A 26,616-nucleotide genomic window follows, 5' to 3' on the forward strand; every position below is an offset into this window, starting at 1 on the left:
TGCACCCAGCCACTTCCAGACTAGCCGCCGGGCGCACTATTCCTGTTATTTTGCGGCCAGATCGTAGTAGACGCGGAAGCCGTTCCAGCTCCAGTTCTTCATGGCCTTGTTGACGCCAGCGACGTTGTAGATCTGGAAAATGAAGGCATGTGGCCCCTTCTCCATCATCTCATTCTGGAGATCGATATACATCTGCTTGCGCTTGGCCTCGTCCTTCTCGAACAGGGCAGCGTCGACTTCCTTGTTCACGGCTTCGTTGAAATAGCTCGCGCGCCAGCTCGGATACATGGTCTGCTTGGCTTCAGCCCGATTGTCGGGATTGAATATCTGGCGTGAAGCATTGCCATGCGCGTCTGGAACCGTGGTCTGCCAGCCCATCAGCGAGGTCTGGAACTCACGACCGCGGATACGGCTGAACAATTGCGCATTGGCCATGCGTTCGATCTTGATTTTCACACCTATCTTAGCGGCCGCGTCCTGAATACTCTGGGCAATCGGAGCTGCATAAGGCGCCGTACTGATGAACATCGTCGTCTCGAAGCCGTTCTCGTACCCAGCTTCCTTCAGGAGTTCGCGAGCCTTTTCGACGTCGAGTTTGAAAGGCTGGCCTTCCTTCTCGTCCAGCGCGCCAAACGCACCGAGCTGCACGAAGCTTGCACGCGGCACACCGACATTGTTGATGACCGTCTTACCGAGTCCCTCATAGTCAATAAGATAGCGCATCGCGAGGCGCACCTTCTCATTGGCGAAGATCGGATCGGCATTGTTGAAGTTCCAGTAGAACAGCGAAGGCTTCAGCGAGCGTGAGGCGGTCACCTTGTCCTGCGTTTCCAGATCGCGCAGATCTTCAGGCGTCAGATCGCGAGCGATGTCGATGTCGCCCTTTTCGAGCAGCAGCCGCTGGGTTCCCGCTTCCGAAACGTGGCGGATGAGCACCTGCTTGAGTTTCGGCGCTTCACCCCAGTAATTGTCGGTGGCCTGAAGGATAACCACTTCAGCAGGATTCCACCGCATCAGCTTGTAGGGACCAACGCATTCCGACCGGGTGGCCAGATATTTGTTGCCCATGTCGTTATCGACCTGGTTCTGCATCAAAACCTTCTGGTTCAGAAGGCTGGCGACGCGATTGGCGGCGATCGCCGCCAGGATGAGATTGACCGGATAAGGCTTGTCCAGCTTGAAAACGACGGTGTTGTCGTCCGGCGCCGAAATGGTCTGATCAACATTGTCCTTGGTGAAACCGTATTCTGTCAGCGTCGCTGCATTGCCGAAACCGAGCTTGACCGCGCGCTGGAGAGACCACGCCATATCACCCGCCGTCGCTTTGTCGCCATTGTCGAACTTCAGGTCATCGCGCATGTGAAATGTGATCTGCAATCCGTCGTGCGAGACCTCCCAGCTCTTGGCGAGTTGCGGCACGATCTTGGTCTCGTCAGACGGATCGAAATCGACCATGGGATCGCAGATATTCTGGATAATTTCATTGGTCGCAGCTTCACCGATTTGGGCCGGATCAAAAGTGCTGATAGCGTCGATATTCCAGGCCATGACGAGCGCGTTCAGCGGTGAGGCGGCTTCGGCCGGGAACGTTGCAGCGCCCATACCGGCGGCAAGTGCAAGCGCCGTGGTGCAGCGCAGGATGGATGTCGTCTGTTTTTGCATTGTTATCCCCTTTTATGGTTGGGCATTTTCGAGAGGTGCCCCGCGCGCGGACGCGGGGCACGAAAAGCATTTTCTTAGCCAGTCACTCGGCCGGACGCGGCTGCAGCGGCGGGTTGACCTCCGGCGGGATCGGGCAGGTGTAGGGCGTCTTTGCCGTGCGAGCCTGGTGATCAGCCTTGGCGTCATGGAGGATTTTCTCGTTCTGAAGGACATCGAGTGCAGTGCCCGCCATCACCTTGGCAGCATAGACCATGCCCTTATGGGCAGCCGGCATCTTACCTTGTGCGGTGATCTGCCACGAATGACCGGGCGAACCGATGGCATGCGTTGCCACGCGTGCCTGAACGGTCGGCACGACCCAGCTCACATCGCCGAGATCGGTGGAGCCGATCATCGGTACGCCCTTTTGTTCGCGTGGCAGAATGTAGTCGCAAAGCGGTTCGTTTTCCGCCAGGGGCTGGCCGACGCGCAGATAGTCGGTTTCGATGTCTTCCTTCGAAAGCGTTGTCTGGATCTTTGCCGCAAACGAACGATCCGCGTCGTCGAACGGCACACCGCCCAGACGCTCCATGTTGGAATGCATTGCGATTTCCAGCGGCGTATTGCCAAGCAGGTTCGAGACCGCGCTCATGATGGAGATATCGACGGTCGTTTCCGTCATCATTGCAGCGCCCTCTGCAACCTTCTTCACCCGACCATTGAGGGCGAACATGCCCGGCAGATCGGTGGCGCGGATGGCATAGCGCACCTTTGCCTTGGCCTGCACGACGTTCGGCGCGATGCCGCCCGCATTGAGATAAGCGTAGTGAAGACGGCAATCCGAAGGGATGTGTTCGCGCAGATAGTTGCAGCCAACACTCATCAGTTCCACTGCATCCAGAGCGGAGCGTCCCAGATGCGGTGCAGCGGCAGCATGGGAGGCCCGCCCGGTAAATTCAAAGTCCATGCGGGTATTGGCGAGCGACTGCGCATCATCGACCTGTGTGAACGAAGCCGGATGCCAGCAGATGGCAATATCGACATCGTCGAAAGCCCCTGCCCGCGCCATGAACGACTTGGCCGCGCCGCCTTCTTCTGCAGGACAGCCATAGTAGCGCACGCGTCCCTTCTTGCCGGTCTGTTTCAGCCAGTCCTTGACTGCGGTCGCCGCCAGAATAGCGGCGGAACCCAGAAGATTATGGCCGCAACCATGACCATGTCCCGTACCGGGGATCGGGCGTGGTTCTGCTATGCCCGCTTCCTGACTTAGACCCGGCAACGCATCATATTCACCCAGAATGGCGATGACCGGTCCACCCTCGCCCGCCTCGCCCAATACTGCAGTGGGAATGCCAGCCACACTCTCGGTGATGCGAAAGCCCTGTTCCTTCAACATTTCGGTGTGCTCGGCACAGGACTTGTATTCGGTATAGGCGATCTCGGGCATGCCCCAGACACGATCGCTCAAGGCTTCAAAATCAGCCTTCTTCGCGTCCACCAGATCCCAGATCTCTTCACCATTCTTCACGGTGTACTCTCCCAACAATGCTTTTAAAGATTCTCATCGATGAAACGGGCAAGCGCGCCAAACACGCGACGGCGGTTTTCGATACGCGCAAAGCCATGCCCCTCATGCGGTACACGCAGATATTCGATGGGCTTGCCGAGGCCGCGCAGACACGAATAGACCATTTCGCTTTCGCACGGCGTAACGCGGGGATCTTCCAGACCGTGTGCGATCATCAGCGGCGCAGCAATATTGCCGATGCGATTGATGGGCGAGTACCGCTCCAATTCATCACGCATGGTTTCGGCATCGCCATATTCGATGGCGCGTAGCTCCTTGCGCCACGGTCCTGTGGTCTGCAACAAGGTGAGGAAATTGGCGATCCCGTAATATTCAACGCCGAGCTTCCACAGGTCGGGATATTCCGTCATGGCCGACAGGACCATGAACCCGCCATAGGACCGGCCAAACACGCCAATACGGCTTTCATCTACATCGCTACGTGCCGCGACCGCCATACGTACCGCCTTGAGATCGGCAACGCTGTCCATACGCAATTCGCGATCATCCAGGTGTTGGTAGGCGCGGCCATATCCCGTGCTGCCGCGAATATTTGGCGCGATGACCATGATGCCCCGCGCCAACATGTACTGGATGTCCGCACGAAAGTCCGGCTTCCACTGGGCTTCCGGACCACCATGCACGATGACCATGACTGGATAACCATCAGGGCCTGCGGCACGCTCCGGCTTGTAGACGAAATAAGGAATGTCCAACCCGTCGAAGCTTGCAACGCTCGTTACCGTCGGTTCTAGAAAGCCTGGCAATTTCATTTTGGCCTTCGGCGCGTCTGTCAGGCGTACGAAAGCACCGCTTTCAACATCGCAGCGCCAGATGTCGCCCGAGGTCGCAGCACCTTCGACGGGCATGATCAGCGACGTGCCGTCCGGTGTCCACGCGACGGAAGCGACCACTGCGGCAACGGGCATTTCAAGCCGTTTGAGCACCGCCCCGTCCCGGCCAATCAGAACCACATCGTTCCAGCCCTGACGATTCAGGACGAGCGCTATCCGGCTCTGATCCGGCGATATAGCGAGCGCTTCGACATCCTGCCCGTCAAAAGCGGCCAGTTCGGTCAGCCGTGTCGCATCGTGAGGTTTGACCACGACGGAGAGATATTCGCACTCCTGATCGGCAATCATCAGAATGCCGGAGCCGTCCTTGAAGAATTTTGGCGCCTGATAGCGCGCTCGGCCTTCATGCGGCAGGATGTTTTCGTAAGCACCTGTTTCGAGATCGAGGCGGCAGAAATCCTGATCCATCATGGCGCGCTGGCAATCATTGACCAGCAACGACTTTCCGTCGGGCGCAAAGGCGGCAGGCGTGCGCCAGCCAGTGCCTTCGTAAACGCATTTAGTCTCGCCGGTTGCAACGGTCATCACATGAATATCCATGTGCGAACGGTCGCGATAATTTGCGCCATAGGCGATCTGCGTGCCATCGGGTGACCAGCAACCCCAAGCATGAACCACCGTTGCATCAGTGGTCAGAAGACGCGGCTCACCGTCGGCATTCTCGATCAGCCAAAGCTGATGGCGTTCGTCGCCACCCCAGTCGGTGGTGATGAGCAGATCGCGGTTCTTTGGATTGAAGGCGAGATTGCCGACCGGTTCCGACAGATCGGTGAGCTGGCGCGGTGTACCGCCCGCAAGCGGGCGTACCCAGACCTGCGCCGTGCCACTCTCGTCGCTGAGATAGACCAGAAGTTCACCGTCCGGCGAGACGGCGGGCTTCACCGCCTTGCAGATATCGATGTAGTGCGTCATCGAGAGCGATATGTCAGCGGCCTTTGTATCGAACATCGAACTTTCCTTCATTCCAGGCATTGATGAGCGCGTTCACGCCAATTGCCGCGCCAGCCGGGCAGATGCGACTGCCAGCGCATCGGCCATAGGGCCTACCGTCGACTGATGATTGGCGAGCGTGACAATAGTGAAGCTGGCTTCCGGCCACGCTTCCTTGAGTTTCCAAGCCGTCATCATCGGCGTTACCGTGTCGTATCTCGCCTGCACGATTTCGGCCGGCAGATGACGAATACGATCGATATTCTCGATGAGATAATTGTCAGGGAGGAAAGCGCGGTTAATGCAATAATGGGTGAAAATGCGTGATACAGCCAAGGCCGCTTCCGGCTTCAGAAGTTTGGAGACGTGGTTCGTGTCCGGTTCGAAGGTTTGCGTGCGCGCCGAAAATCCGCGCAGGCTCTGAGCTGCGGCTTGTTCCTGCGTCGGGTCACCGGACGTTAGCCGCTTGTAATAGGCGGCGAGCAGATCGCCGCGTTCATTTTCCGGTACGAATTCGGCAAATGTCTGCCAGTGATCAGGGAAAATGGCCCGGCAGCCGTGAAACCACCAATCGACATCCTCCTGCCCGCCAAGAAATATGCCGTGCAGTCGAAAGCCGAGGCAGCGCTGCGGATGTGCAATGCCATAGGCAAGCGACAGACATGATCCCCAGGAGCCACCAGTCACAAGCCAGCGTTCGATACCCAGTTTTTCGCGTAGCGCTTCAATATCCGCGATCAGATGCTGTGTGGTGTTTTCAGCAATTTCAGCGACAGGGGTGGAACGCCCCGCACCGCGCTGATCGAAGGTAATGACACGATAGGTGTCGAGATCGAAACTGGCAATCTGCTTGGCCGAGACACCCGCGCCGGGACCGCCATGCAGAAAAACGACGGGGATACCTTTCGAATTGCCATATTCCAAAACGGAAAGCTCATGCATGTCGCCGACTTGCAAACGGAACGTATGCGTCGGTTGCACGACACCTGCCGCTATAACAACATCGCCTTGCAGCTCCAAATCATTGATTTGCAGCGCATTTCTTTCAGAAGGACAAGACCCATCCTTCGGAACGCGCTTCGCATCCGTCATTCATTTCCCCATTTTTTGCGCTCGTTTGAAAGGCGCGTCAGCCACCGTTGCTCCAAGCTGATCTTCATGCATTTTCAACAGCGTGAAGAAAAACAGGAGAACAACTTCCCATGACTGGTCGTTTTGTTATTTGAAATTTATAGGCAGCAAATTTATGCGCTGGCTAATGCAATTTTAGACTTGCCATTCCAATTTGGAATGGCAAGTCTAAATAATTTCCACGAAGAAGTTTTGGGCTCGTAACTTTGCTTCATTCGGATAAAGCTGATCCCACGATACCCGCTAAGATCAGCACTACCGAACATCGGGGCGAAGAAAAATTGGCAAACGAGCCCCGATCATCCGACAACGGTCTGAATGAAATAGATCAGACGTTTTCTGGCAAGCTCTGCGATCATAGACGAGTGCTTCGATCCTAACGGTAGATTCCAGTCTGAATCTCACCGTTCAAATCGCACCAGGCACGATACATGCCGGGACTGTTGAACGGCAGACTGACGTTACCTTTACGATCAACGGCAACAAGACCACCGGAGCCGCCAATTTCACCGAGTTCGCGGACAACGGCACCAGCCGCTTCGCTGAGCGATTGTCCAGCCCAGCGCATCCGCGCATCGATTTCGTGACCTACGGCCCAGCGAATGAAATATTCTCCGTGACCGGTGGCAGAAAGCGCAACTGTCTGGTCGTCCGCCCAAGTTCCGGCACCTATCACCGGGCTGTCCCCAACGCGCCCCGGCGTTTTGGCCGTCATCCCACCAGTGGATGTGGCCGCAGCCAGATGTCCGAAACTATCCAGTGCAACCGCCCCGACTGTCCCGTGCTTACGGGCAGGATCGCCATCGTCAGCAGCGCCACTGCGGCGACGTGCCATTTCGTCATGCAATGCCTTGCGACGTTGATCCGTCGAGAACCATTCCGGAGGCATCATTTCCAAACCGGCCGCTTCGCAGAAACGCTTTGCTCCTTCGCCTGCGAAAAATACGTGGTCAGTCTGTTCCATGACTGCACGCGCCGCCAGAACAGGATTGCGTGGTCCGCAAATTCCGGAAATGGCACCGCATGCGCGGGTTGCACCATCCATGATAGCGGCATCCATCTCATGCATTTCATCAGTTGTGAACACGGCCCCACGGCCCGCGTTGAATAGCGGATTTTCCTCCAGCGCGATCACAGATGCCGTGACAGCATCGAGAGCTTTTCCACCGCCCCGCAACACGTTCAGCCCAGCCTGTAAACATTCGCGCAAACCAGCGTGATAGGCCGCTTCCTTCTCCGGCGTCATATTAGCCTTGAGAATGGTTCCAGCGCCGCCGTGCAACGCAATTACGGGTACGAAATCAGACATTTTAGCTCACTATTAAAGATGCGTTCACAGATCGGAAAAATGCGAAAAGGCATGCAAATTATCGAAATGTGTCGGCTGGTTTTGACTGGTTCGTTTCAGTTTGCATATTCTCAAGTTCCTTCGGCAAAGGCTGGCTTGAGCAACGCATGTGCATTTCACGAACGAATAGTTTTCGCCGCTTCTCGTCATTCTCTTTTATTGCCATTGCAATACCCAGTCCGTAGGGGCCGATAAGAAGTCCTGGAGCCAGATCGGAAACCTTCTTTTCTCCCGCTTCATAATTCACAGCCTCCGCGCGGATTTGTTCGCATTGCGGTGACTGCCATTTAGGGTCCTGCGAGGAGAGAGTGGCTGCATAGTTTTGCGGCGATGTGGTGCATCCTGCCAATGTCAACGACAGCAGGCCAATAGCCGCTGCCCCTATACGATCCATCGTCATGCTGCTCCATCTCATTGTTAAAACAGTTCCAATCCTGTGCCGATTGGTAGCGGCAGTTTCGAATACATCAGCCGCGCTTTCAGGTGGAGCTTCTTAATTTTTTCCATCTTCAAGAATCGCTTCTGCAACCAGACCGCCAGCTACACGAAAATCATCGGACCATTCTTCATCATCAAATACACAAAGCGCAATTGTTGCGCATCGCTGCCTCTCTCTGAGAATGGCGAGTGAAATAGCCTCTATGGAAGCCGCTTCTCCACTCGTTTGGGCGATTTCGAGCCACAAACTTCTCGCAACGTCTGCAATATCACGGGAAAACTCCATCTAGTCCGCCTCCTCGGACGCATCAGCAAGCAGAAACCTTATTTTACCGAATCATAAAATAGACCCTGATTTTTAGCGATTCAGAATGAATTGCGTCAGACACTTTTCAATCACACTACGGTCAACGATACTTTCTACTCGAATATAAGCTTTTGAAGCTTCAACGCATCACGACCGGTGGGTAGTGGTTTAACAATGAGCGAGGTCGAGTTTGAAGCCGGATTTACTCTTTAAAGTCATTCTCGCGCTTTGCACCGCCTTCCTTCTGATCGCTATATTTGTCAGATTCTATCACGAATATCATGGTATCGATCCGACCTGGGGCAATATGCGTCCCGGAATTCATCCTGGATGGAATGATCACGAGGACTAGTTTCATTCAGCCATGTTGATTGATTTGAGCTTCATCGAAGGGCCAACGTCGATCATGCAAACCTTCAGAGAAGAAAATCGCAGTAATCGTCACAATTTTATGACTGCAATCGTTAGACACCTTAGGCTAGGTTTCAACCTGCGAAGGTGATTTTTCGAACCCATAGTGGAGAGGCATGGCATGACGGCTGAATCTAAGTCCATCCGCATCATACGAACAGTCGTGGAAACGCTGCGCCCACAATTCAATATAGAACTGTGGGACGGTACGCGGATAGGCACATTCGACGGTCCGTCGCTGGTGATCAACGATCCGACGATTGTTCGGCAACTGATTCTCAAGCCCAATTACGATTCCCTGATTGATATCTGGACTTCGGGTCGTGTCGATATCAGCAATGGCACTATTTTTGATCTGGCCAATGCCCGAACCGACGGCAGTGTGAAGAACAGACTAAAAGAGCTGCCCAAGTGGCAATTGCTAAAGGATCTCCCGGCACTCCTATTTGCTGGAAAGTCCGACGCACGTGCGGCTTTGGACGGTAAGGAGCCTTTTGTCAGTGGATCAAGCAAGGAAGCGATTACCCATCATTACGATGTATCCAACGAGTTCTATCGTTTGTTTCTCGATGACCGGATGGTTTACACTTGCGGTTATTTTACCGATTGGACCAACGACATAGATCAAGCACAGAAAGACAAGCTGGAGCTGATCTGCCGTAAATTGCGTTTGAAATCCGGTGATCAGCTTCTGGATATTGGCTGCGGCTGGGGCGCTCTTCTTATTTATGCAGCGCAGAATTTTGGCGTCATCGGCACCGGTGTTTCGCTCTCAGAAGCGCAAACGGCGCTGGCTCGCGAGAAGATCAGGCGAGCGGGGCTTGAAGACAGGATCACCATTCACGTCAAATCCTATACCGAGCTTGACGGCCAGTTCGACAAGATATCGTCCGTGGGAATGTTCGAGCATGTCGGCATCACCAATTACGACAGTTATTTCAGCACAGTGAACCGGCTTTTGCGTCCAGGCGGACTTTACATGCACCACGCAATCACTCGGCGTATGAAAAAGAACAAGAAATCCTTCAAACGCAAAAGTGCAGAGCATAAGGCACTTGTGAAATACATTTTCCCCGGTGGGGAACTCGATCATTTGGGAATGACGGTAGAAAATCTCGAAGGGTACGGCTTCGAAGTTCACGACGTGGAAAATCTGCGCGAACATTATGGCCGTACCTGTCGTTTATGGAGCGAACGGCTCCATTCCAATTTCGACAAGGCGGTTGCCGAAATTGGCTACCCAAAAGCGCGGCTCTGGCTCCTCTATCTTGCAGGATGCGCTCTGGCATTTGAAAGAGGCACCGTTCAGATTAACCAGACATTGGCTTCAAAACGCAAACGCGGCATTTCCGCCGTGCCTCAGACCAGAGCGGATATCTACACCAATTTCGGTAACCCCGGCACTGGCTGAAGCAATACAAGACATCTGCACCGAGTTCGTCATCGATGGAGACATCTTCGCTAACTGCACGCCCTTTGTACCGAATTGGTCTGTATCAGACGCCAAAGCGGTGTCATTGCCTCCGTGATATCCCTGTAAAGCGCATAGCGACGATTGTAGTGTCCAACCAAAGCGGCATTCGGCTTATAGTGCCGATCGGCGCGCACCATAGCATTGGCACCCTCTGTAAAATCGGAGAACAAACCGACACCGGTTCCTGCTGCTATAGCGGCGCCGAGCGCTCCTGTTTCCCGCGAAACGGCAACGGACACAGGCACACCAAGCACGTCAGCAAAAATCTGGGGCCACAGACGGCTCCGGGAACCACCACCGGAAAGCACAGCCTCCTCGAAGGTCGCACCTGCTTCGCGGATTGTCTCGACGTGCTGGCGATGACCGAAGGCAACACCTTCGAGTAACGCTCGGATCAAATGCCCCTTGGTGTGCCAGCCCGCAATACCGTAAAATCCTGCACGCGCATGACCGTCTTGCTGCGCTCCATAGAGATAAGGATGGTAAAGCGGATCATCATTCGCGGGCTCAATCGCCGCTGCCAGGCCGCAACAGACATCAAATGGCGAGACATCGGCGTGATGTTCACCTTCGAAGAACTCCCGCACCAGCCATTCCAGATTTGCCGCCGAGGTCGCGCTGTTTTCCATCGCCATGTAACGGCTGCGATCGAAAGTCGAGGTCATGAAGACGGGCCCTTCAAGATCGGGACCGTCGACAATGATCTGATTGATGCTCCACGTGCCAGCGATGATCGACGCGCTCCCCGTGCGTGAAACCCCGGAACCGAGCGCCGATGCGACCACGTCGAAAAGCCCGCCAATCACAGGCGTACCCGCAGCAAGGCCAGTCTCACGCGCCACTGCTTCCGTTACGTTGCCTGCAATGTTGTCACTTTCGATGAGCGGCGGCAGGATATCCATGCAATCGCTCAGACCGTAAGCTTCCATCAGAGCACTGTCATAACGGCGCTTTGCCAGATCAAGCAAACCTGCCCCAGACATATCGGAAACTTCGCTGAAACGTTTTCCGGTCAAGCGATTGACGACAAAATCCTTGGAGAAGAATACCGTGCCAATCCGGTCAAACAGATCAGGCTGATAACGCTTCAGCCAGGCAAGCAGGGTCGGGGTTTGGGAGGGCCAAGGGCGCTGACGAGCTATCGGATAGGTCTTCGCACCCACGCCTTCCGCCGCCCACTTTTCCACGAGACCGGTCGCACGTGTGTCGATCGACTGTATGCCGATGAGAGGTTCCCCCTCCCGGTCAAGCGCATAGAGGCCGTTGCCGTGTCCGGCACAACCGATAGCGACTATATCGCTCGCCGCTATACCCGCCTTATCAAGGCAAGTCCGTATGACCCTCTTGGCATTGGACCAGAGTTCACCAAGGTCACGCTCGACATGGCCTGGATGCGGCATGCGGCTATGTCCTTCCTCCCCCGCATGTGCGAGTTCCCGTCCCGCCAGATCAAAGACCACCGCTTTGATGACGGTATTGCCGGCATCAAGCCCCAACAGATATTTTTGCATCCAGAACCCCTCCCAAGGTTCAACTAGTTCAGCAACTCAGCTCCGCTGATAGAGCGAGTAAGCCTCATCGCCACCTGCATCCTGATGAATGATCGCCATCAATCCGCGTACGACGGCGTTAGGATTGGCATGCTGATATATGTTGCGCCCATAGACCATGCCCATTGCGCCCTGCCGCATCAAGGCAGCAGATTTTGCAAATACTACCGCAAGATCTTCCTTGCCGCCGCCACGCACCAGAACCGGACAACGCGCCGCTTCCACAACACGATGGAAATCCTCCGCATTCGTTGTGGGATCGGCCTTGATGATATCAGCTCCCATTTCACGGGCGAGCCTCGTAAGTGTCACGATCTTGTCGGCATCACCATCAACCATGTAACCCCCGCGCTCCGTGACCGGCTGCATGACGAGTGGTTCGATCATCAGCGGCATGCCGTATTTTTCGCAATCAGCTCTGACACGCGAAATATTCTGCACGCATTGGCGAAAAAGGTCCGGCTCGTCCGGCAGCATGAAAAGGTTCACCACGACACAGGCCGCATCCATCTGCAGAGCACCGACCAGCGGTTCGGCTTCATTCTGCAGCACTGCCCACATGTCGCGATGGCGTATACGATTATAGGGATTGCCCATATCGAGGCGCATGACCAGAGCTGGCTTATCCTTGCCGGGGATGTCCTGCAAAAGATCTGCCTGGCCATAATTCATCTGAATCGCATCAGGCTTTGCATCGACCAATGCCTGGACGACGGACGACATGTTCTCCAGTCCGTCGAGAAAAGAAGGCTCGTTGCACACGCCATGATCGATAGCTACATCCAGACAGCGGCCATTGCCGAACAGCCGGTTCATCCGGACTTTGCGGTTCTCTCGCATAATTCACTCCTTTGTTCGTTCCTTGCGGAAAGGGTTTCCTCGGTGACACCGTGGCGCTCACGCATGAGGGTTAAAAATCGTGTCAACTCTGCATCGCTACGCTGCGACGGCCAGCTTTTCTCCGTCGCAAGCAGATCAAGCACAGCGTCGGTCATAGCGAGGGACAGTTCACCAGAAATCGCCAGTGTCGTGCGTCGCAGAAGCAGGTCATCCAGATGCTCAACGGCCTCAGCACGGATGAGATACAAGAACTCTCGCGTGCTGTAGTCGGTATTGGGCAAGGTGCGATCCACCCCACCCGCGATGAAACGGGCGATTTCGGCTGTATCGGTGCCGTAACGTTTGAAAAGCGATGCGATGCGAGCCGAAGATATTCCCGTGGTGGTGGCCAGTTTTTCGATCCAGCTTGCGCGATCTTTCGGAAATGCGCGTCCACCACCTATTGCACGTTCCGCCGTGTCGGTCCCGCGCGATAGACCCAACCGTTTCAGCACCATGTCGGCTGCCATTTCACCGAACGACCGGAAAGTCGTCCACTTGCCGCCAATCATGCAGAGCACGGGAGGGCGGCCGTCACATCCTTCAAGCACAGTACAGAAATGGTCGCGCGGAATACGTCCTGTAAAACTGTCATCGCTGGCTGGCAATGGACGCACGCCGGCGAACTGAAAGACAATCTCTTCGGAATGTATTTTGATCTCAGGCAACACGAAAGCGAGCGATTGCAAAATGTAGTCCCGCTCGTCCGCTTCGCAACGCACCTTGCCGGGGTCATCAACGCGGATGTCCGTCGATCCAACGAGAACCTTGCCGAGATAGGGAAACAATATGCAGATCCGCCCGTCCTCATTCTCATAATAGATCATATGTCCATCGAGGCTGTCGCTGAGGGCAGGATTGTCGACGATGAGATGCGACCCTTTGGTGCCCCCCACCAGAGGCGCGGGCTGCGCCTCTTTCGGAAAGAGCGAGCCATTCGCCATGTCGATCCAGCCGCCGGTCGCATTGATAATCAGCCGTGGCTTGATTGGCAGCGTTTCGCCGGAGATTCCATCGAGCAACAAGAAATCACCACGACCACTTTCCCGAACTGTCGCATAGTTCAGCGCCTTCGCATGGTGGCCGGCAGCAAGGCCATCGCGAAGAAGCTCTATACCGATCCGCTCGGGATGACTGACCCAGGCATCAAAATACGTAGCAGAGTTGCGGATCGCTGGATTGAGCGCAGGCCATTTCGCAAGCGTCGTCTTGCGATTGCGAAAACTGTGCTTTGGCATAAGCGCCCGTTTACGCGTCAGGAAGTCGTAAATGCCCAGCCCTGCTTTGATGGCGATTGCGCCACGTCGGCTTGGACGGCGGGTGAGCCCCATAAAGCGTACAATCCCATTACCGAGGCCCGAAAAAGTATCGAAGATCGGAACCGTCGTCGGCAAAGGAGCTACGTAGTGGGGAGCATTCCGCAGCAGTCTGTCACGCTCGACAAGAGATTCCTTGACGAGGCTGAATTCGCCATTCTCCAGATAACGCAAACCTCCATGAACCATGCGCGAGAGCGCAGCACTGGCACCCGAACAATAATCCGACTGCTCGACCAGCAGCACATTCACGCCCTGCAGCGCAAGCTCGCGGAAAACGCTGAGCCCGTTAATGCCGCCGCCAACAACACAAACATCCACCTTCGGGCTCTGGCGGAGCCCGTTCAACATCTCTTCACGGTTCATGATGGCCGTCCGTTATCCGTCCATGTTAACCAGTTGCGCCGAAATAGCCGTTTCGATTGCCATAAGATCGTCAACTGACAGCCGAAGCTCTCCCGCATGCGCATTGTCGAGTGCCTGCGTCGGGTTTCGCGCGCCGCAAAGCGCAAAGGTGACACCTGGCTGCGCGAGCGTCCATGCAATCACGATCTGAGCAACAGTCGCGTCATGCTGATCAGCGACCGGCTGTATCGCCCTGGCAAATTCCCTTACCTTCTGCCTGTTGGCGACGGAAAAGCGCGGATTGTCCTTGCGCTGATCGTCACCGGAAAATACTCGCTCCGGTCCGATCATACCGGACAGAAGACCAAGCGCGAGAGAGGAATAGCTCAACGTCGATACATCGTTTGCCGTGGTAAGCGGCAACAAATCCTTCTCGATTTCCCGATCTATCATGCTGAATCGCTCCTGGATCGCATCGAGTGCTCCCAACTGGATATATTGTTCCAGCTCCGAACGATTAACATTGCTCGCACCGACGGCACGGATTTTTCCTGCCTGCTTCAATTCCTCAAGCGCCGCGACGGTCTCTTCGATCGGCGTTGTCGGGTCCTGCCAGTGAGTGATGTAAAGGTCAATATAATCGGTACCGAGGCGACGCAGACTTTCTTCCACCTCATGGATGATCGCATCCCGTCCCAGATAGCGATGGACTGGTTTTCCATTCTGGTCGAAGAAGTGGTTACCTTTTTGGGTGTGCCAGACCAGGCCGCATTTTGTAGCAATAACTGCCTTGTCGCGACGCCCGGCAATCGCCTTGCCAACAATTTCCTCAGATCGCCCGAGACCATAAGCCGGTGCCGTATCGATCAGTGTTACACCAGCTTCCAGCGATATCTGGATTGCGGCGATGGATTGAGCTTCATCCGTTCCGCCCCACATCCAGCCCCCTATGGCCCATGTACCCAGACCGACTGCGGAGGCTTTGACGCCGGAGCGTCCGATTTCGCAGATCAACTGTTCGCCGCTCATGCGGAAAATCCTTCTTCGGATGCGAGTTCGAGAATGCGGACACCGGTCACCTCATCGGTGACAAGCGTATCGAGATGTTTGCCGCGAAGGACACTCAGGATAGACTCGGCCTTGTTCAGCCCGCTGGCGACACCGATCTTCGTCGGGATGTGCGCAAACTCATCCAGCGTCAGCGAGACCAGCGCACTGTTCAGACTGTACTCACAGACCTGACCGTCGACATCGAGCAGATGAGCAAGAAGCTCGGCACTCGCTCCGGAATGTTCGATAGCCGTGCGATCCTCACTCGAAGAGGGGTGCAGGTCGTAATAAGTCGAATCCGTACTGACGATGGAGCCTATGCCCACAACTGCTACCTTGGCTTCCCTTGCCCGTTGGAACACGTCCGCTACCGAACGCATATTCATCAGCATGGCGCGTTGCCCAGCGTCATCTGCAAACAGAGGCGCATGTATCTGATATGAGTGTCCACCAAGCTTTTCGGCCATCAACGTCGAGACGTGATTGACGTCAGTATAGTGCTTTCCCTGCACGCAGCCCGTTGCCGGGATGACCTCAATATCGAAACGACGTGGTGCCTGAATGCCTGTAACAACGGCACTCACGCCCTTGCCGCCGGTGATGCAGATCGTGTCGCCATCAGCGATTTCTTCAAGAAGCAAGCGGGCCGCGGCTTCCCCAACCGCCAGCAAAGCAGTTTGCGGGTTGTCGGATACGGACGGCACGACAACAGCGCGGCTGATACCACCGAGCGCCAGCAGACGTTCTTCCAGATCGACAAGAGGCTCGACCGGCGACTTGATCTTGATTTCAACGAGACCGAGCTGGCGACCGCGCTTGATGAGCCGGTTGACTGTCGCATGTGATATGCCGAGCTGGTCCGCTATCTGCGCCTGCGTCAGTCCTTCAAGAAAATGCAGGACGAGCGCCTGATGCATCTGGCGAGCGACAACGATTTCCTCTCGTGGCGCCGTTGTTCTGGGTTTCAGTTTGGCAATGGGCATATCAGGACGCCTTCCGCTTGTGGAGGAAATGGTCGATGGAAACCGCCGCGAGAAGAATGCAACCCTTGATCATGTCCTGCCAGTACACTGAAACATTGAGAAGGATCAGCGAGGATGTGACCAGCGAAAGCAGTGCCATGCCGAGAATGGCACCGAGGATCGTGCCGGAACCGCCGCTCAGCGATGCACCGCCGATGACTGCGGCAGCAATGATGTTCAACTCCATGCCAACGCCAAAGGTAGGCGTCGCAGCGCCGAAGCGGGACATATAGATGACGCCTGCAACACCGGCGAGTGTTGAGCACAAGACTGTCACCCAGAATTTGACGTGGTTCGTCTTGATGCCCGAATAGAGCGCTGCCTTTTCATTGCTGCCGGTATAAAACACCTTGCGAAAGGCCGTGGCCCGGCGCAGCAGGAAGTCGAACAGAATGACGACAGCAACGAAAATCAGAATGACATAGGGTATGCCGTAGAAGGTACCCTGTCCTACTGCCTTGAAACTGGGTGGCAGCGTGAAAAGCGATAGCGGCGTGCCTTTGGTAATGATCAGACAAAGGCCGCGTACAATCACCATGGCCGCCAGCGACGTGATGAAGTGGTTGAGACCGACAACGGTCACGAAGAACCCCATAGTGGCGCCGATGGCGCTGCTCGCCGCAATGCCGACGAGCGAAGCCGTCCATGGATCGAGCCCGGCAAGAAAGAGCGCGCCGGAAAGGACCATGGAGAAACAGACCACCGAGCCCACCGAAAGGTCGATGCCCCCGACAATCAGCAGGATTGTCATTCCCACGACGACAATGCCTTCCACAGAGAAGCTCATCAGCATCGCGCGAAAATTGCCGAGTGTTAGAAAATGCGGCGATGCGAAGCTCATCACCACGCCCAATGCAAGAATGATCGCAATCAGACCGGCCTCACGCATGGTACCAATGCGCCTTATCGACGATGTTCTCGGCACAGCCGCCACCATTGTGTCGATTGCCATTTCACCCTCTCCCATTTTCTTTTTATGCAGCATGGTGCGATGTCCGTTCCGTACCAACGCCCGAAGCGAGACGGATCACCGCCTCTTCTGACATCGCAGCCGCTGAAAGCTCTCCTGCAATGCGCCCTTCCCGGACCACTAGCAGGCGGTCGGAAAGACCGAGCAGTTCAGGCATCTCCGATGAGATGACGATGATGCCGATCCCAGAGCGCGCAAGCTCCCGCAGCAGTCGATGAATTTCCGCCTTCGCGCCGACATCGATGCCCCGTGTTGGTTCATCCATCAGAATGACTTTGGGTTTCACGGCGAGTTGCTTGGCGATTGCGACTTTCTGCTGATTGCCGCCGGATAGTGATTTCACCGGCGCTTCGATGCCGCCCATGCGTACCGAAAGTCGTTTCGCAAAATCCTCTGCAAGCGCGGCCTCGGCTCGACCATTCAGAAGTCCAGCGGAGTTGGTCAGTGATTTCAAATCCAGCACGGAAATATTCTGCGCGATGGACATCTCCAGAAACACGCCTGATCCCTTGCGGTCTTCAGAAAGATAGACGATGCCCGATCTGACGGCATCGGAATAGGAATTGATTTTCTGCGTTTTACCATGGAGGCGGACTGCTCCCGCCGCACGCGGACGAAGGCCGCAAATACCTTCGGCGATCTCGGTTCGTCCGGATCCTATAAGGCCACCTATACCAAGAATTTCCCCTTTGCGGACGGCAAAGCTCACATCGTGGAAACGCACACCATCGGCAATGTTATCGACTTCGAGAATGACTTCACCTGGCGCCTCGTGGGGTCCAAGCTTATCCGGGTAGAGCTGCGTTATCTCACGTCCCACCATCCGGCGCACCACATCGTCCGGCGTCACATCTGCGATACGGTCAGTGCATACATAACGACCATCGCGAAAGACGGTTACGCGGTCGCAGAGACTGAAAATCTCGGCCATACGATGACTGATATAAATGATGGAAATGCCATTGCTCTTAAGATCGCGGATGATCGAGAAAAGCTGCTTCGCTTCCGTTTCGGTGAGCGCTGCCGTCGGTTCATCCAGGATCAACACGCGGCAGTCGAGTGTCAGCGCCTTGGCGATCTCGACAAGTTGCTGACTGGAAATCGGCAAGTTGGCAACTTTCTGTCCAACATCAATAGCCGCTAGACGATTCATCACGATCTGTGCATTTTTTTCCAGAGCGCGATAATTCATGAAAGGCGAACGGCGGTGATTGGTCGCCGCCATGAACATGTTTTCAGCCACCGTTGCATCCGGGCACAGTGCAATTTCCTGATGCACAAGACCGATGCCGAGAGATTGCGCCACAGCGGGCGAAGCAATGTGAACCGCTTTCCCGTCGATACGTATTTCACCTTCAGTCGGTTGTAGTACGCCGGCGATGATACTCATCAACGTCGACTTGCCAGCACCGTTCTCGCCGCAAAGCGCATGAACTTCGCCGCGTTCAAGCGTGAAATCGACATGCGTCAGCGCCTTCACCGCTCCGAAATGCTTGGATACACCATGAATGGTCAGCACCGGCTCAGCCATCATCTTCCTCCTCTCCGTCAAAACCATCCGCGCCGCTTGACGCGGATGGTTCATGAGCAGAGCCTACTACTCTTCAATGCCCTTGGTGCCACGACGCTTCAGGTATTTGTCCCAATAGAAGTCGTCGGCATTTTCCGCCGTCACGATGGAAAGCCCGTTGTCGACAACGGGAATGCTCATCGCGTTGAAGCCGGAACGCTTGGCGTCATTCATCGGATCGATCAATTCCGGGTGCTTGGCGAGCCACAGCAGCATGAAGCCCATATAGCCCTGCATGCCCTGGTTCGGATTGATAGAACCGAAGACTTCGCCAGCCTTGATCATGTCGAGAATGTTGGCGTTGACGTCCGCACACATGACGAGGACCTTGCCACCTGCTTCCTTGTTCGCCTGCGCGGCGCCGATCGCCGAATTAGCCTCCGGCATGAAAACCGCGCCAAGGTTCGGATTGGCCTGAATCAGGCTCGATAGCCCTTGATAAGCCTTGGTCGGGTCCTGATTGGAAGCAGCGCGACCAACCAGTTTCATGTCCGGCCACTTCTCTTCCATGCGAGCGACGAAGGCAGCAATACGCTTGTCGTGATTATCCTGTCCGGGGTTTTCAAGAACGGCGTATTCGCCCTTGCCACCCATTTTCTGGGCGATGGCATCGGCAGCATAGGTACCTTCGCGAGTGTTGTCCGAAGTGATGAAGGACACACGCTTCGACAGTGGTGAGTCTGCTGCGAATGTGACAACCGCCGTGCCTTGATCGATGGCCCGGTTGATGGGCTCGATGAATGGATCGGAGTTCATCGGATGTACGAGAATACCAGCGGGATTCTGCGCCAAAGCCTGATCGAACGTAGCGATCTGCTTGTTCACATCGTATTCCGGCGTACCGGTATACTCTGTCTCGCAGCCGAATTGCTGGCCGGCCTGCTTGAACATTTCATAGACTGGAAACCAGTATTCAACGCCAGAAACCATGACGTTCATCACATATTTTTCACCCGGTTTGCAGCGGAACGGATTCTCCGTCTCACCTGCCGTAGCGGAACCGGCCAGAAGCGTTACCGCAAGGACCGTCAGTGCGGTCGTGCTCAGAAATTTGCGCAAGTGTCCTCCTCGAGGCCGAAGCCCCTCCCAAACGCGCCGAAAGCGTCCCAAAAACGCCGTTGAACTTTATGAAAACCGGCCCTCCTCCTCGAAGACCAGTATTGATAGCTAATCTCAAAGAAACGAGGCTGTCAATATAATTCAGCAAATGAAATATATTTCAAAATGACTGCACATTTTACTCGGCGGCGATTTCGATCGGCGGTGAAGCACATATCTGCGCAATGAAATTTTCGACACTAGCCGCATTCTCTTTGCTTCTGAAAATGGCGGCCACCTCCGACATGATCGGCTTTCCCGTTATTGGACGAAAAACCGTATTAGGCATGCTTACGACGTTTCTCACCACGCCGGGTATCACCGATATACCAGCGCCCAACGACACCTGTGTCAGAACGGCAAGAAGACCACCGGGCTTTGCAACGATTCTTGGCGTGAAGCCGCCGCGCCGCGCCACCTCGTACGTACCTGCCTCCTGTTCCGGCAGAATAAACCGGCTTTCTGAGAGGAGATCGTACTGATCTTCCACTTCGTGGATTGCAAGTCGATGGTCGGATGGCAAAGCCAGACAAAAATAATCCTGCAACAAGACATGGGCGTTGAGCGAAACCGGAAGTATCATCGGCAGACGGACGAAGCCAATGTCGAGATGCCCCTCCTCTATGAGCTTTGGCAGTTCTTCCATTGGAAACTCTCGCGAGTGAAGCTCCACCTGAGGCCAATCGCCTGCAAAACGGCTGATCTGCAACTGCAGTGCCCCCGCGTAAGCCGCCGAACCGACATAACCGATTTCGATCCGTCCGATCTCCCCGCGTCCAGCTCTTCGCCCCACGCTTTCGGCCCTGTCGAACTGGTCCAACACAAGCCTTGCTTCCTTCAGAAACATCTCACCAGCAGCGGTGATAGCGACGGATCGTTTTGTTCTGAGGAAAAGCTTTGCACTAAGCCGCCGCTCGATTTCCTGTATCTGGACTGTGAGCGTCGGGGCGGCAATATTCAACCGTTCGGCTGCTCTGGAAAAGTGAAGTTCTTCGGCGAGTGCCACGAAATAGCGAAGGTGCCTGAGTTCCATGTGCGATTCCAATAATTAGGTAAAAACTAATACTAGATCAAAACGCCGTGAATGAAAGTAATTCTAACATCCTGTTTATTGGCGCTTCATTCGCAATGAAGGAAAGCCCGATGTCCCCACGTCCTGCCACAATCCTCGCCTCGATGATCACAACTATAACCCTTGCCAACTCGGCATCAGCGGTAGACTTGCCAACAAAGCCCTATCTTACCCTCGAAGCCGCCCGTTCCGTAGTGGCTGCTGCCGAGGAAGAAGCGAAGACGAATGGTTGGCCTTGCGTGATCTCCGTCGTTGATGCGGAAGGACTGCCCGTTCTCACTGTACGTATGGACGATGCGTCAGTGCCTGCCGGCGTCGAGCTTGCGCCTGAAAAGGCCAGGACAGCCGCTCTTTTCCGTCGGGAAAGCGGCGCTCTGGAGGATGCCATCAACGGGACACGCCCTGCTGCCATTACCGCTCGCGGATTTGTGCTTATGCGTGGTGGCGTGCCAATCACCGTGGATGGTACGATTGTCGGCGCAATTGGCGTATCGGCAGATACGCCTGATCATGACCAGCAAATTGCAAAGGCTGGCGCGGCTGCGTTGACGACAAAATGACGACTGTTATTGCATCCACACCGCGCCTTACCAATTCGACTTTCATTTTGCTGACGACATCGACCGGTTGCGCGATGACCGTGCTGGACACAAATGTCGTCGCGATGGTTCTGCCGACCATCGCGCGGGAATTTTCTGCCAGCTTTGCCGATGTTGAGTGGGTAATCAGCACCTATGTTCTTTGTTTCGCATCCCTTCTCCTTCCCGCCGGGGCCGTGGCCGACCGGTTCGGACGCCGCACGGTTTTCCTGATCGGGATTGGCGCATTCGCATTCTCGTCGTGGCTTTGCGGTGTAGCGGATTCAGCCGCTTCGCTCTATTTCGCGCGTGCTTTCCAAGGTGCGAGCGCTGCATTCCAACTGGCACCTGCACTTGCAATCATTGGCCATACGTTCCACCGCGAGGAAGAGCGTAATCGGGCATGGTCCATCTGGGGCGGAATCATGGGGCTGACCATGGTATTGTCACCCATAATCGGTGGCCTTATCGCCCATGGTCTCGGCTGGCGATGGGCATTCTATATAAACATACCTGTCAGCATTGCGCTGGGGCTCGCAACGCTGCGCTTCATCACGGATTCAAAAGATGAAAATGCGCGCCGTCTCGATCCTGTCGGGATTATTTCCTTTGCCGCATCCATGTTCGCCCTGACATGGGGGCTCATCAATGGGCAGGCGCACGGCTGGACGTCTCCAGTAGCTGTGGCCGGCTTTGCTGGGGGTATGGCGGGATTGGTGATTTTTCTCATTGCCGAACGCGTCCAACAGCGCCCAATGCTCGACCTTAGCCTGTTTCGCAATCCCCGCTTTATCGGCGGGGTGTGGGCGATGTTCGCCTACGCCGCCTGCGCGCAGGTGATGGCATCCATGCTGCCGCTCTTTCTTCAAAATGGCTTCGGTCGCGCACCGTTACAAGCCGGTTTTGCCATGCTTCCATTTGCGAGCGCCATGCTGATCTTTCCCAATGTCGGGCGCTATCTCGGAAAGAGAGTATCTTCACGGGAAATTCTTTCTCTCGGGCTCATGATCGTGGGCATCGGCAGTCTCGTGACGAGCTGCGGCGCCTACTATAGCAACTGGTCTATTGTCATGTGCGGCATGTTTCTGATCGGGAGCGGTGGCGGCCTGTTGAATGGAGAAACACAGAAAGCGATCATGAGTACCGTTGCGCGCGACCGTGCCGGGATGGCATCCGGCATCAGCACAACCGCTCGATTTACGGGGATTTTGCTGGGCTTTGCGGTCCTGAGCGGCGTACTGGCAAGTGCTGTCAGGACTCATTTGATGCAAACGGGGTGCAACGATTCCACGTGTAGTGGAGAGTTTGCTGATGCGATAGTCGCAGGTGACCTGCCTAACGCACTTGGCATGGTCGCGCCTTCGGCAAGGGCCATCGCAACAGAACTTGCCATGCGGGGTTATTCCGTTGGCTTCTCGGTTGCGCTTCTTGTTTCCGCAATCGTGGCCATAGTCTCCTCGCTTTTGGTGTACCGCCTGATGAAACGACGATAGCCTTTTGGCGAGAAGCCCTATTCTTTCTTGTATAGTGTGCGTGATCGCTCCAGATGGCGCAGCATGGCAGCCTCTGCACGGTCCGCATCCTTCGCGGACAGGCAATCCAATATCTCCTCGTGTTCCACGAGTGTATATTTCTCCTTGCCGGTCCAGATAAGCATATGAGTGTGATACTCTTTCAGCCATGCCAGCATGGCTTCGCTCACTGCCGTTAATATTGGATTGCCGGAAATCCTGGCTATCCGGACATGAAACTCCATATCGGCAGCGATAAATGCATCCGCATCACCGAGCGATTCCCGCTGCCGCTCGATGATCTGCCTCAGTTCCGCGATGTCGCCATCCGTTATCCTCTGCGCAGTCTCGCGAACAATACCACGCTCGAAGAAAATTCGCGCACTCTTCAGATGCTCCAGGGTATCCATTGATTGCGCAAGCATGATCTTCGCCGTCGGGTCCACCTGCTGAAAGATCGACCTAGCCGTCAGCTTCAGCACCTTAGCACGCTCTCCATGCGAAATGCTGACCAGCCCCATCTTGGCAAGCGATTGCATTGCCTCGCGAATTGCGGGGCGACCAACACCGAAACGCTCCATCAAAACTCGTTCCGACGGCATTTCATCCCCCGGCCCCAACTCGCCGGAGGTGATCATGTTTTCGAGCCGATCAAAAACTTCGTCGGACAATTTGCGACGAACAATAGGTTCGAATGGCTGGTTCATTGCATCTCACCCCTCACGCGCTTCTCCCCCTTATGCATCTTCGACTGCCCGGAGAAAAGCTATTTGCCCACAGCAGCCGAGACGCCTCACAATTTTTCGCTTGCGCATATTGGGGTACTCATTATACCAGTCAACCTGTATACGCCAGGCGGACGCCGCTGGCAACAAACCAATAGCCAGTCCCCGGTAAAGACCATGCACATAAACTTGACCTATCGCATTGAGACCACCGGCAGCATCGAACAGATGGCCGCCAAGATCGCCAGCGATCAGTCGACCGGCACTTTCGTCGCCGTTCCCGGAGAAACTGAAGAGTTGAAGGCGCGCGTCGCAGCACGCGTGCTGGAAATTCGTCCGCTTGAAGCTGCGTGCGTGCCTGCTTGGCCAGAGCTTAAATCCGGTCACGGGCCGATCAAGCGCGCCGATGTCGATATTGCTTTTCCGCTCGATGCAATCGGCACCGATCTTGCAGCACTGATGACGATTGCGGTTGGCGGCGTCTATTCGATCAAGGGCATGACCGGTATTCGCATTGTCGACATGAAGCTGCCGGATGCATTTCGTACAGCCCATCCCGGACCACAATTCGGCATTGCCGGAAGCCGTCGCCTCACACGCGTTGAAACGCGCCCGATCATCGGCACTATCGTCAAACCAGCCCTTGGTTTGCGTCCGCATGAGACGGCAGATCTCGTCGGCGAATTGATCGAATCTGGTGTTGATTTCATCAAGGACGATGAAAAGCTGATGAGCCCGGCTTATTCGCCGCTCAAAGAGCGCATCGCCGCGATTATGCCGCTTATTCTCAATCACGAGCAGAAAACCGGCAAAAAGGTCATGTATGCTTTCGGCATCTCGCATGCCGATCCTGACGAGATGATGCGCAATCATGACATGGTGCTGGAGGCTGGCGGCAATTGCGCCGTGGTCAACATCAATTCGGTTGGCTTTGGCGGCATGAGCTTCCTGCGAAAGCGCTCTGGCCTCGTGCTTCACGCCCACCGCAATGGCTGGGACGTCCTGACCCGCAATCCGGGCGCTGGCATGGATTTCCGCGTCTATCAGCAGTTCTGGCGCCTGCTCGGCGTCGACCAGTTCCAGATCAACGGCATCCGCGTGAAATATTGGGAGCCGGACGAAAGCTTCGTCAATTCGTTCAAGGCTGTCAGCACGCCATTGTTCACGCCTGCCGATTGCCCGCTTCCCGTTGCCGGTTCCGGCCAGTGGGGCGGTCAGGCACCTGAAACCTATGAACGCACAGGCCGCACCACGGACCTGCTATATCTGTGCGGTGGCGGCATTGTCAGCCATCCGGGTGGTCCGGCAGCCGGTGTTCGCGCCGTGCAACAGGCATGGGAAGCAGCAGTCGCTGGCATCCCGCTTGAAACCTATGCAACGGACCATCCTGAACTTGCAGCTTCGCTCGCGAAATTCGGGAAAGGTGGCGAGTAATGTCACAAGCTTCCAACGAATTGCTGCTGTCCTATTACGGTGACGACCTCACCGGCTCGACTGATGTCATGGAAGCCATGGCTTCCAATGGCGTTGACACTGTCCTGTTCATGAATGTGCCGGATGAAGAACTTCTTTCGCGCTTTTCACACTGCAAGGCTATCGGTCTTGCAGGCACCAGCCGCAGCGAAACGCCGGAATGGATGCAGGAAAATCTCACGCCTGCATTCAACTGGCTCAAAAGTCTGAATGCTGCGATTGCGCATTACAAAGTCTGCTCAACATTTGATTCCGCACCACATGTTGGCAATATCGGTAAGGCCGTTGAAATCGGCAAAGCGATCTTTAATCAGGCCTATGTGCCACTTGTTGTCGGCGCACCGCAGCTCAAGCGTTACACTGCTTTCGGCAATCTCTTTGCCGCCTATCAGGGCGAAGTCTATCGCATCGACCGCCATCCGGTCATGAGCCGCCATCCCGTCACGCCAATGCACGAAGCGGACCTGCGCGTGCATCTGGCTCAGCAGACAGCACTTAAAACCGTGCTTGCTGATCTTGTTGCGCTTTCAGCCGCCGATGCGAATGAGCGTATAAACGCGATTGTCAAAGGTGCTGACGGCATGTTGCTCCTCGACGTCGATAGCCATGAAAGCCAGTTGCAGGCAGGCGAACAGCTCTGGCGTTTGCGTTCCCGCGATGGCTGGTTTGTCGCTGGTTCGTCGGGCATTGAATATGCGCTTCTGGCCGCTTGGGCCAAAGCCGGACTGATCGGCGCGAAAAAAGAGTTTCCGCTTCCGGGCAAGGCTGACCGCATTGCGGTCGTTTCGGGCAGCGTCTCGCCGACGACAGAACGCCAGATTCGTCATGCGACAGCATCAGGCTTTACCGGCATAGATCTCAACCCGCTCGATCTTCTGGGCGAAAGCAGCAATCAGGCAATCGAAACTGCCATTGCTGAAGGCCAGAAGGCGCTCAAGCAGGGCAACAGCGTGATCCTCAACACAGCGCTTGGCCCTTCGGCTGATCGCGGCACTGAAATCGATAAGATCGCAGGCAGCCGTCACAAGCTGGCGCGCAGCCTCGGCTTCATCCTCCGCAGCCTTGTCGAGCGCGAAAGGCTTACCCGCGCGGTGATCGCAGGCGGTGACACTTCCAGCCACGCATTGCGTGAATTGCATGTCGATGCACTCACCACGCTTTTGCCGCTTCCACAAACTCCAGGGTCGCCGCTTTGCACGGCACACGGCACTCACGCTGCCACCAACGGCCTCCAGATTGCTCTTAAGGGTGGTCAGGTGGGTTCTGACGGTTACTTCAGTCAGATTCGTGACGGGTTGACCGCTTGAATCTGGAATACTCATTGACTGGTTATACCAGTTGAGCTACCAAAAGTCT

At 55.5% G+C, this 26,616-nt stretch carries 22 protein-coding genes; 5 read left to right on the forward strand and 17 right to left on the reverse strand.

The genetic code is table 11. The features are described 5' to 3' along the window. Positions 1–45: 45 nt before the first annotated feature. The 7 genes from CQZ93_RS22320 to CQZ93_RS22350 all read right to left on the reverse strand — a co-directional run bounded on the left by CQZ93_RS22320 (position 46) and on the right by CQZ93_RS22350 (position 8,195). A complete protein-coding gene (locus CQZ93_RS22320) occupies positions 46–1,662 on the reverse strand; it encodes an ABC transporter substrate-binding protein (RefSeq protein ID WP_105544717.1) in 1,617 nt (538 codons plus the stop codon). 82 nt (positions 1,663–1,744) lie between these two features. Further along, positions 1,745–3,169 (reverse strand): M20 family metallopeptidase, encoded by a 1,425-nt coding sequence (locus tag CQZ93_RS22325; protein ID WP_105544718.1) that lies wholly within the window; start codon positions 3,167–3,169, stop codon positions 1,745–1,747. A 23-nt stretch (positions 3,170–3,192) separates the two neighbouring features. After that, positions 3,193–5,010, reverse strand: coding sequence for a S9 family peptidase (locus tag CQZ93_RS22330; RefSeq protein WP_105544719.1), 1,818 nt, complete (start codon positions 5,008–5,010; stop codon positions 3,193–3,195). A gap of 36 nt (positions 5,011–5,046) precedes the next feature. Then, positions 5,047–6,084, reverse strand: coding sequence for a prolyl aminopeptidase (gene pip / locus CQZ93_RS22335; RefSeq protein WP_105544720.1), 1,038 nt, complete (start codon positions 6,082–6,084; stop codon positions 5,047–5,049). A gap of 415 nt (positions 6,085–6,499) precedes the next feature. Continuing rightward, positions 6,500–7,432, reverse strand: a complete 933-nt coding sequence (locus tag CQZ93_RS22340) for an isoaspartyl peptidase/L-asparaginase family protein (RefSeq protein WP_105544721.1) — start codon at positions 7,430–7,432, stop codon at positions 6,500–6,502. Positions 7,433–7,490: 58 nt separating this feature from the next. Continuing rightward, the gene (locus CQZ93_RS22345) at positions 7,491–7,871 is read right to left on the reverse strand and encodes a hypothetical protein (RefSeq protein WP_105544722.1); all 381 of its coding nucleotides are present in this window, start codon (positions 7,869–7,871) and stop codon (positions 7,491–7,493) included. A 93-nt stretch (positions 7,872–7,964) separates the two neighbouring features. Next, the gene (locus tag CQZ93_RS22350; RefSeq protein ID WP_105544723.1) at positions 7,965–8,195 is read right to left on the reverse strand and encodes a hypothetical protein; all 231 of its coding nucleotides are present in this window, start codon (positions 8,193–8,195) and stop codon (positions 7,965–7,967) included. A gap of 553 nt (positions 8,196–8,748) precedes the next feature. On the opposite strand from CQZ93_RS22350, the gene CQZ93_RS22355 reads away from it, so the two are divergent. Continuing rightward, entirely contained in the window at positions 8,749–10,038 is a 1,290-nt protein-coding gene (locus CQZ93_RS22355) for an SAM-dependent methyltransferase (RefSeq protein ID WP_105544724.1), read from the forward strand. 50 nt (positions 10,039–10,088) lie between these two features. On the opposite strand, the gene CQZ93_RS22360 is transcribed toward CQZ93_RS22355, so the two are convergent. From CQZ93_RS22360 to CQZ93_RS22400, 9 genes are all read right to left on the reverse strand, one after another. Continuing rightward, positions 10,089–11,612: an FGGY-family carbohydrate kinase gene (locus CQZ93_RS22360; protein WP_105544725.1), complete on the reverse strand. Its 1,524-nt coding sequence runs from the start codon at positions 11,610–11,612 to the stop codon at positions 10,089–10,091. A 36-nt stretch (positions 11,613–11,648) separates the two neighbouring features. After that, positions 11,649–12,491: a class I fructose-bisphosphate aldolase gene (locus CQZ93_RS22365; RefSeq protein WP_105544726.1), complete on the reverse strand. Its 843-nt coding sequence runs from the start codon at positions 12,489–12,491 to the stop codon at positions 11,649–11,651. Next, a complete protein-coding gene (locus CQZ93_RS22370) occupies positions 12,464–14,212 on the reverse strand; it encodes a glycerol-3-phosphate dehydrogenase/oxidase (RefSeq protein ID WP_181153450.1) in 1,749 nt (582 codons plus the stop codon). The genes CQZ93_RS22365 and CQZ93_RS22370 overlap by 28 nt, the downstream gene beginning before the upstream one ends. Positions 14,213–14,224: 12 nt before the next feature. After that, a complete protein-coding gene (locus CQZ93_RS22375) occupies positions 14,225–15,220 on the reverse strand; it encodes an aldo/keto reductase (RefSeq protein WP_105544728.1) in 996 nt (331 codons plus the stop codon). Further along, positions 15,217–16,224, reverse strand: coding sequence for a sugar-binding transcriptional regulator (locus CQZ93_RS22380; protein WP_105544729.1), 1,008 nt, complete (start codon positions 16,222–16,224; stop codon positions 15,217–15,219). The genes CQZ93_RS22375 and CQZ93_RS22380 overlap by 4 nt, the downstream gene beginning before the upstream one ends. A 1-nt stretch (position 16,225) precedes the next feature. Further along, a complete protein-coding gene (locus tag CQZ93_RS22385; RefSeq protein WP_181153451.1) occupies positions 16,226–17,215 on the reverse strand; it encodes an ABC transporter permease in 990 nt (329 codons plus the stop codon). Positions 17,216–17,237: 22 nt separating this feature from the next. Further along, entirely contained in the window at positions 17,238–18,764 is a 1,527-nt protein-coding gene (locus CQZ93_RS22390; RefSeq protein WP_105544731.1) for a sugar ABC transporter ATP-binding protein, read from the reverse strand. Positions 18,765–18,830: 66 nt separating this feature from the next. Further along, positions 18,831–19,862 (reverse strand): substrate-binding domain-containing protein, encoded by a 1,032-nt coding sequence (locus tag CQZ93_RS22395; protein ID WP_105544732.1) that lies wholly within the window; start codon positions 19,860–19,862, stop codon positions 18,831–18,833. Positions 19,863–20,040: 178 nt separating this feature from the next. Further along, positions 20,041–20,934 carry a LysR substrate-binding domain-containing protein gene (locus CQZ93_RS22400; protein WP_105544733.1) on the reverse strand — a complete coding sequence of 298 codons (894 nt, stop codon included), beginning with the start codon at positions 20,932–20,934 and terminating at the stop codon, positions 20,041–20,043. Between the two features lie 110 nt (positions 20,935–21,044). Between CQZ93_RS22400 and CQZ93_RS22405 the strand changes: the two genes are divergently transcribed. Further along, positions 21,045–21,533: a GlcG/HbpS family heme-binding protein gene (locus tag CQZ93_RS22405; RefSeq protein ID WP_105544734.1), complete on the forward strand. Its 489-nt coding sequence runs from the start codon at positions 21,045–21,047 to the stop codon at positions 21,531–21,533. Beyond that, positions 21,530–23,044, forward strand: a complete 1,515-nt coding sequence (locus CQZ93_RS22410; RefSeq protein ID WP_105544735.1) for an MFS transporter — start codon at positions 21,530–21,532, stop codon at positions 23,042–23,044. The genes CQZ93_RS22405 and CQZ93_RS22410 overlap by 4 nt, the downstream gene beginning before the upstream one ends. Positions 23,045–23,061: 17 nt before the next feature. Here CQZ93_RS22410 and CQZ93_RS22415 read toward each other — a convergent pair whose 3' ends face one another. After that, on the reverse strand, positions 23,062–23,769 hold the full coding sequence (locus CQZ93_RS22415) for a transcriptional regulator NanR (RefSeq protein WP_105544736.1): 708 nt from the start codon (positions 23,767–23,769) through the stop codon (positions 23,062–23,064). 195 nt (positions 23,770–23,964) lie between these two features. Here CQZ93_RS22415 and oiaX point away from each other — a divergent pair, with 195 nt between their 5' ends. Next, positions 23,965–25,221: a 3-oxo-isoapionate-4-phosphate decarboxylase OiaX gene (oiaX, locus tag CQZ93_RS22420; protein ID WP_105545265.1), complete on the forward strand. Its 1,257-nt coding sequence runs from the start codon at positions 23,965–23,967 to the stop codon at positions 25,219–25,221. Then, positions 25,221–26,567, forward strand: coding sequence for a four-carbon acid sugar kinase family protein (locus CQZ93_RS22425; protein WP_105544737.1), 1,347 nt, complete (start codon positions 25,221–25,223; stop codon positions 26,565–26,567). Before oiaX ends, CQZ93_RS22425 begins: the two co-directional genes overlap by 1 nt. The last annotated feature ends 49 nt before the right edge of the window (positions 26,568–26,616 follow it).

Source organism: Ochrobactrum vermis, assembly GCF_002975205.1.
Lineage (GTDB): Bacteria > Pseudomonadota > Alphaproteobacteria > Rhizobiales > Rhizobiaceae > Brucella > Brucella vermis.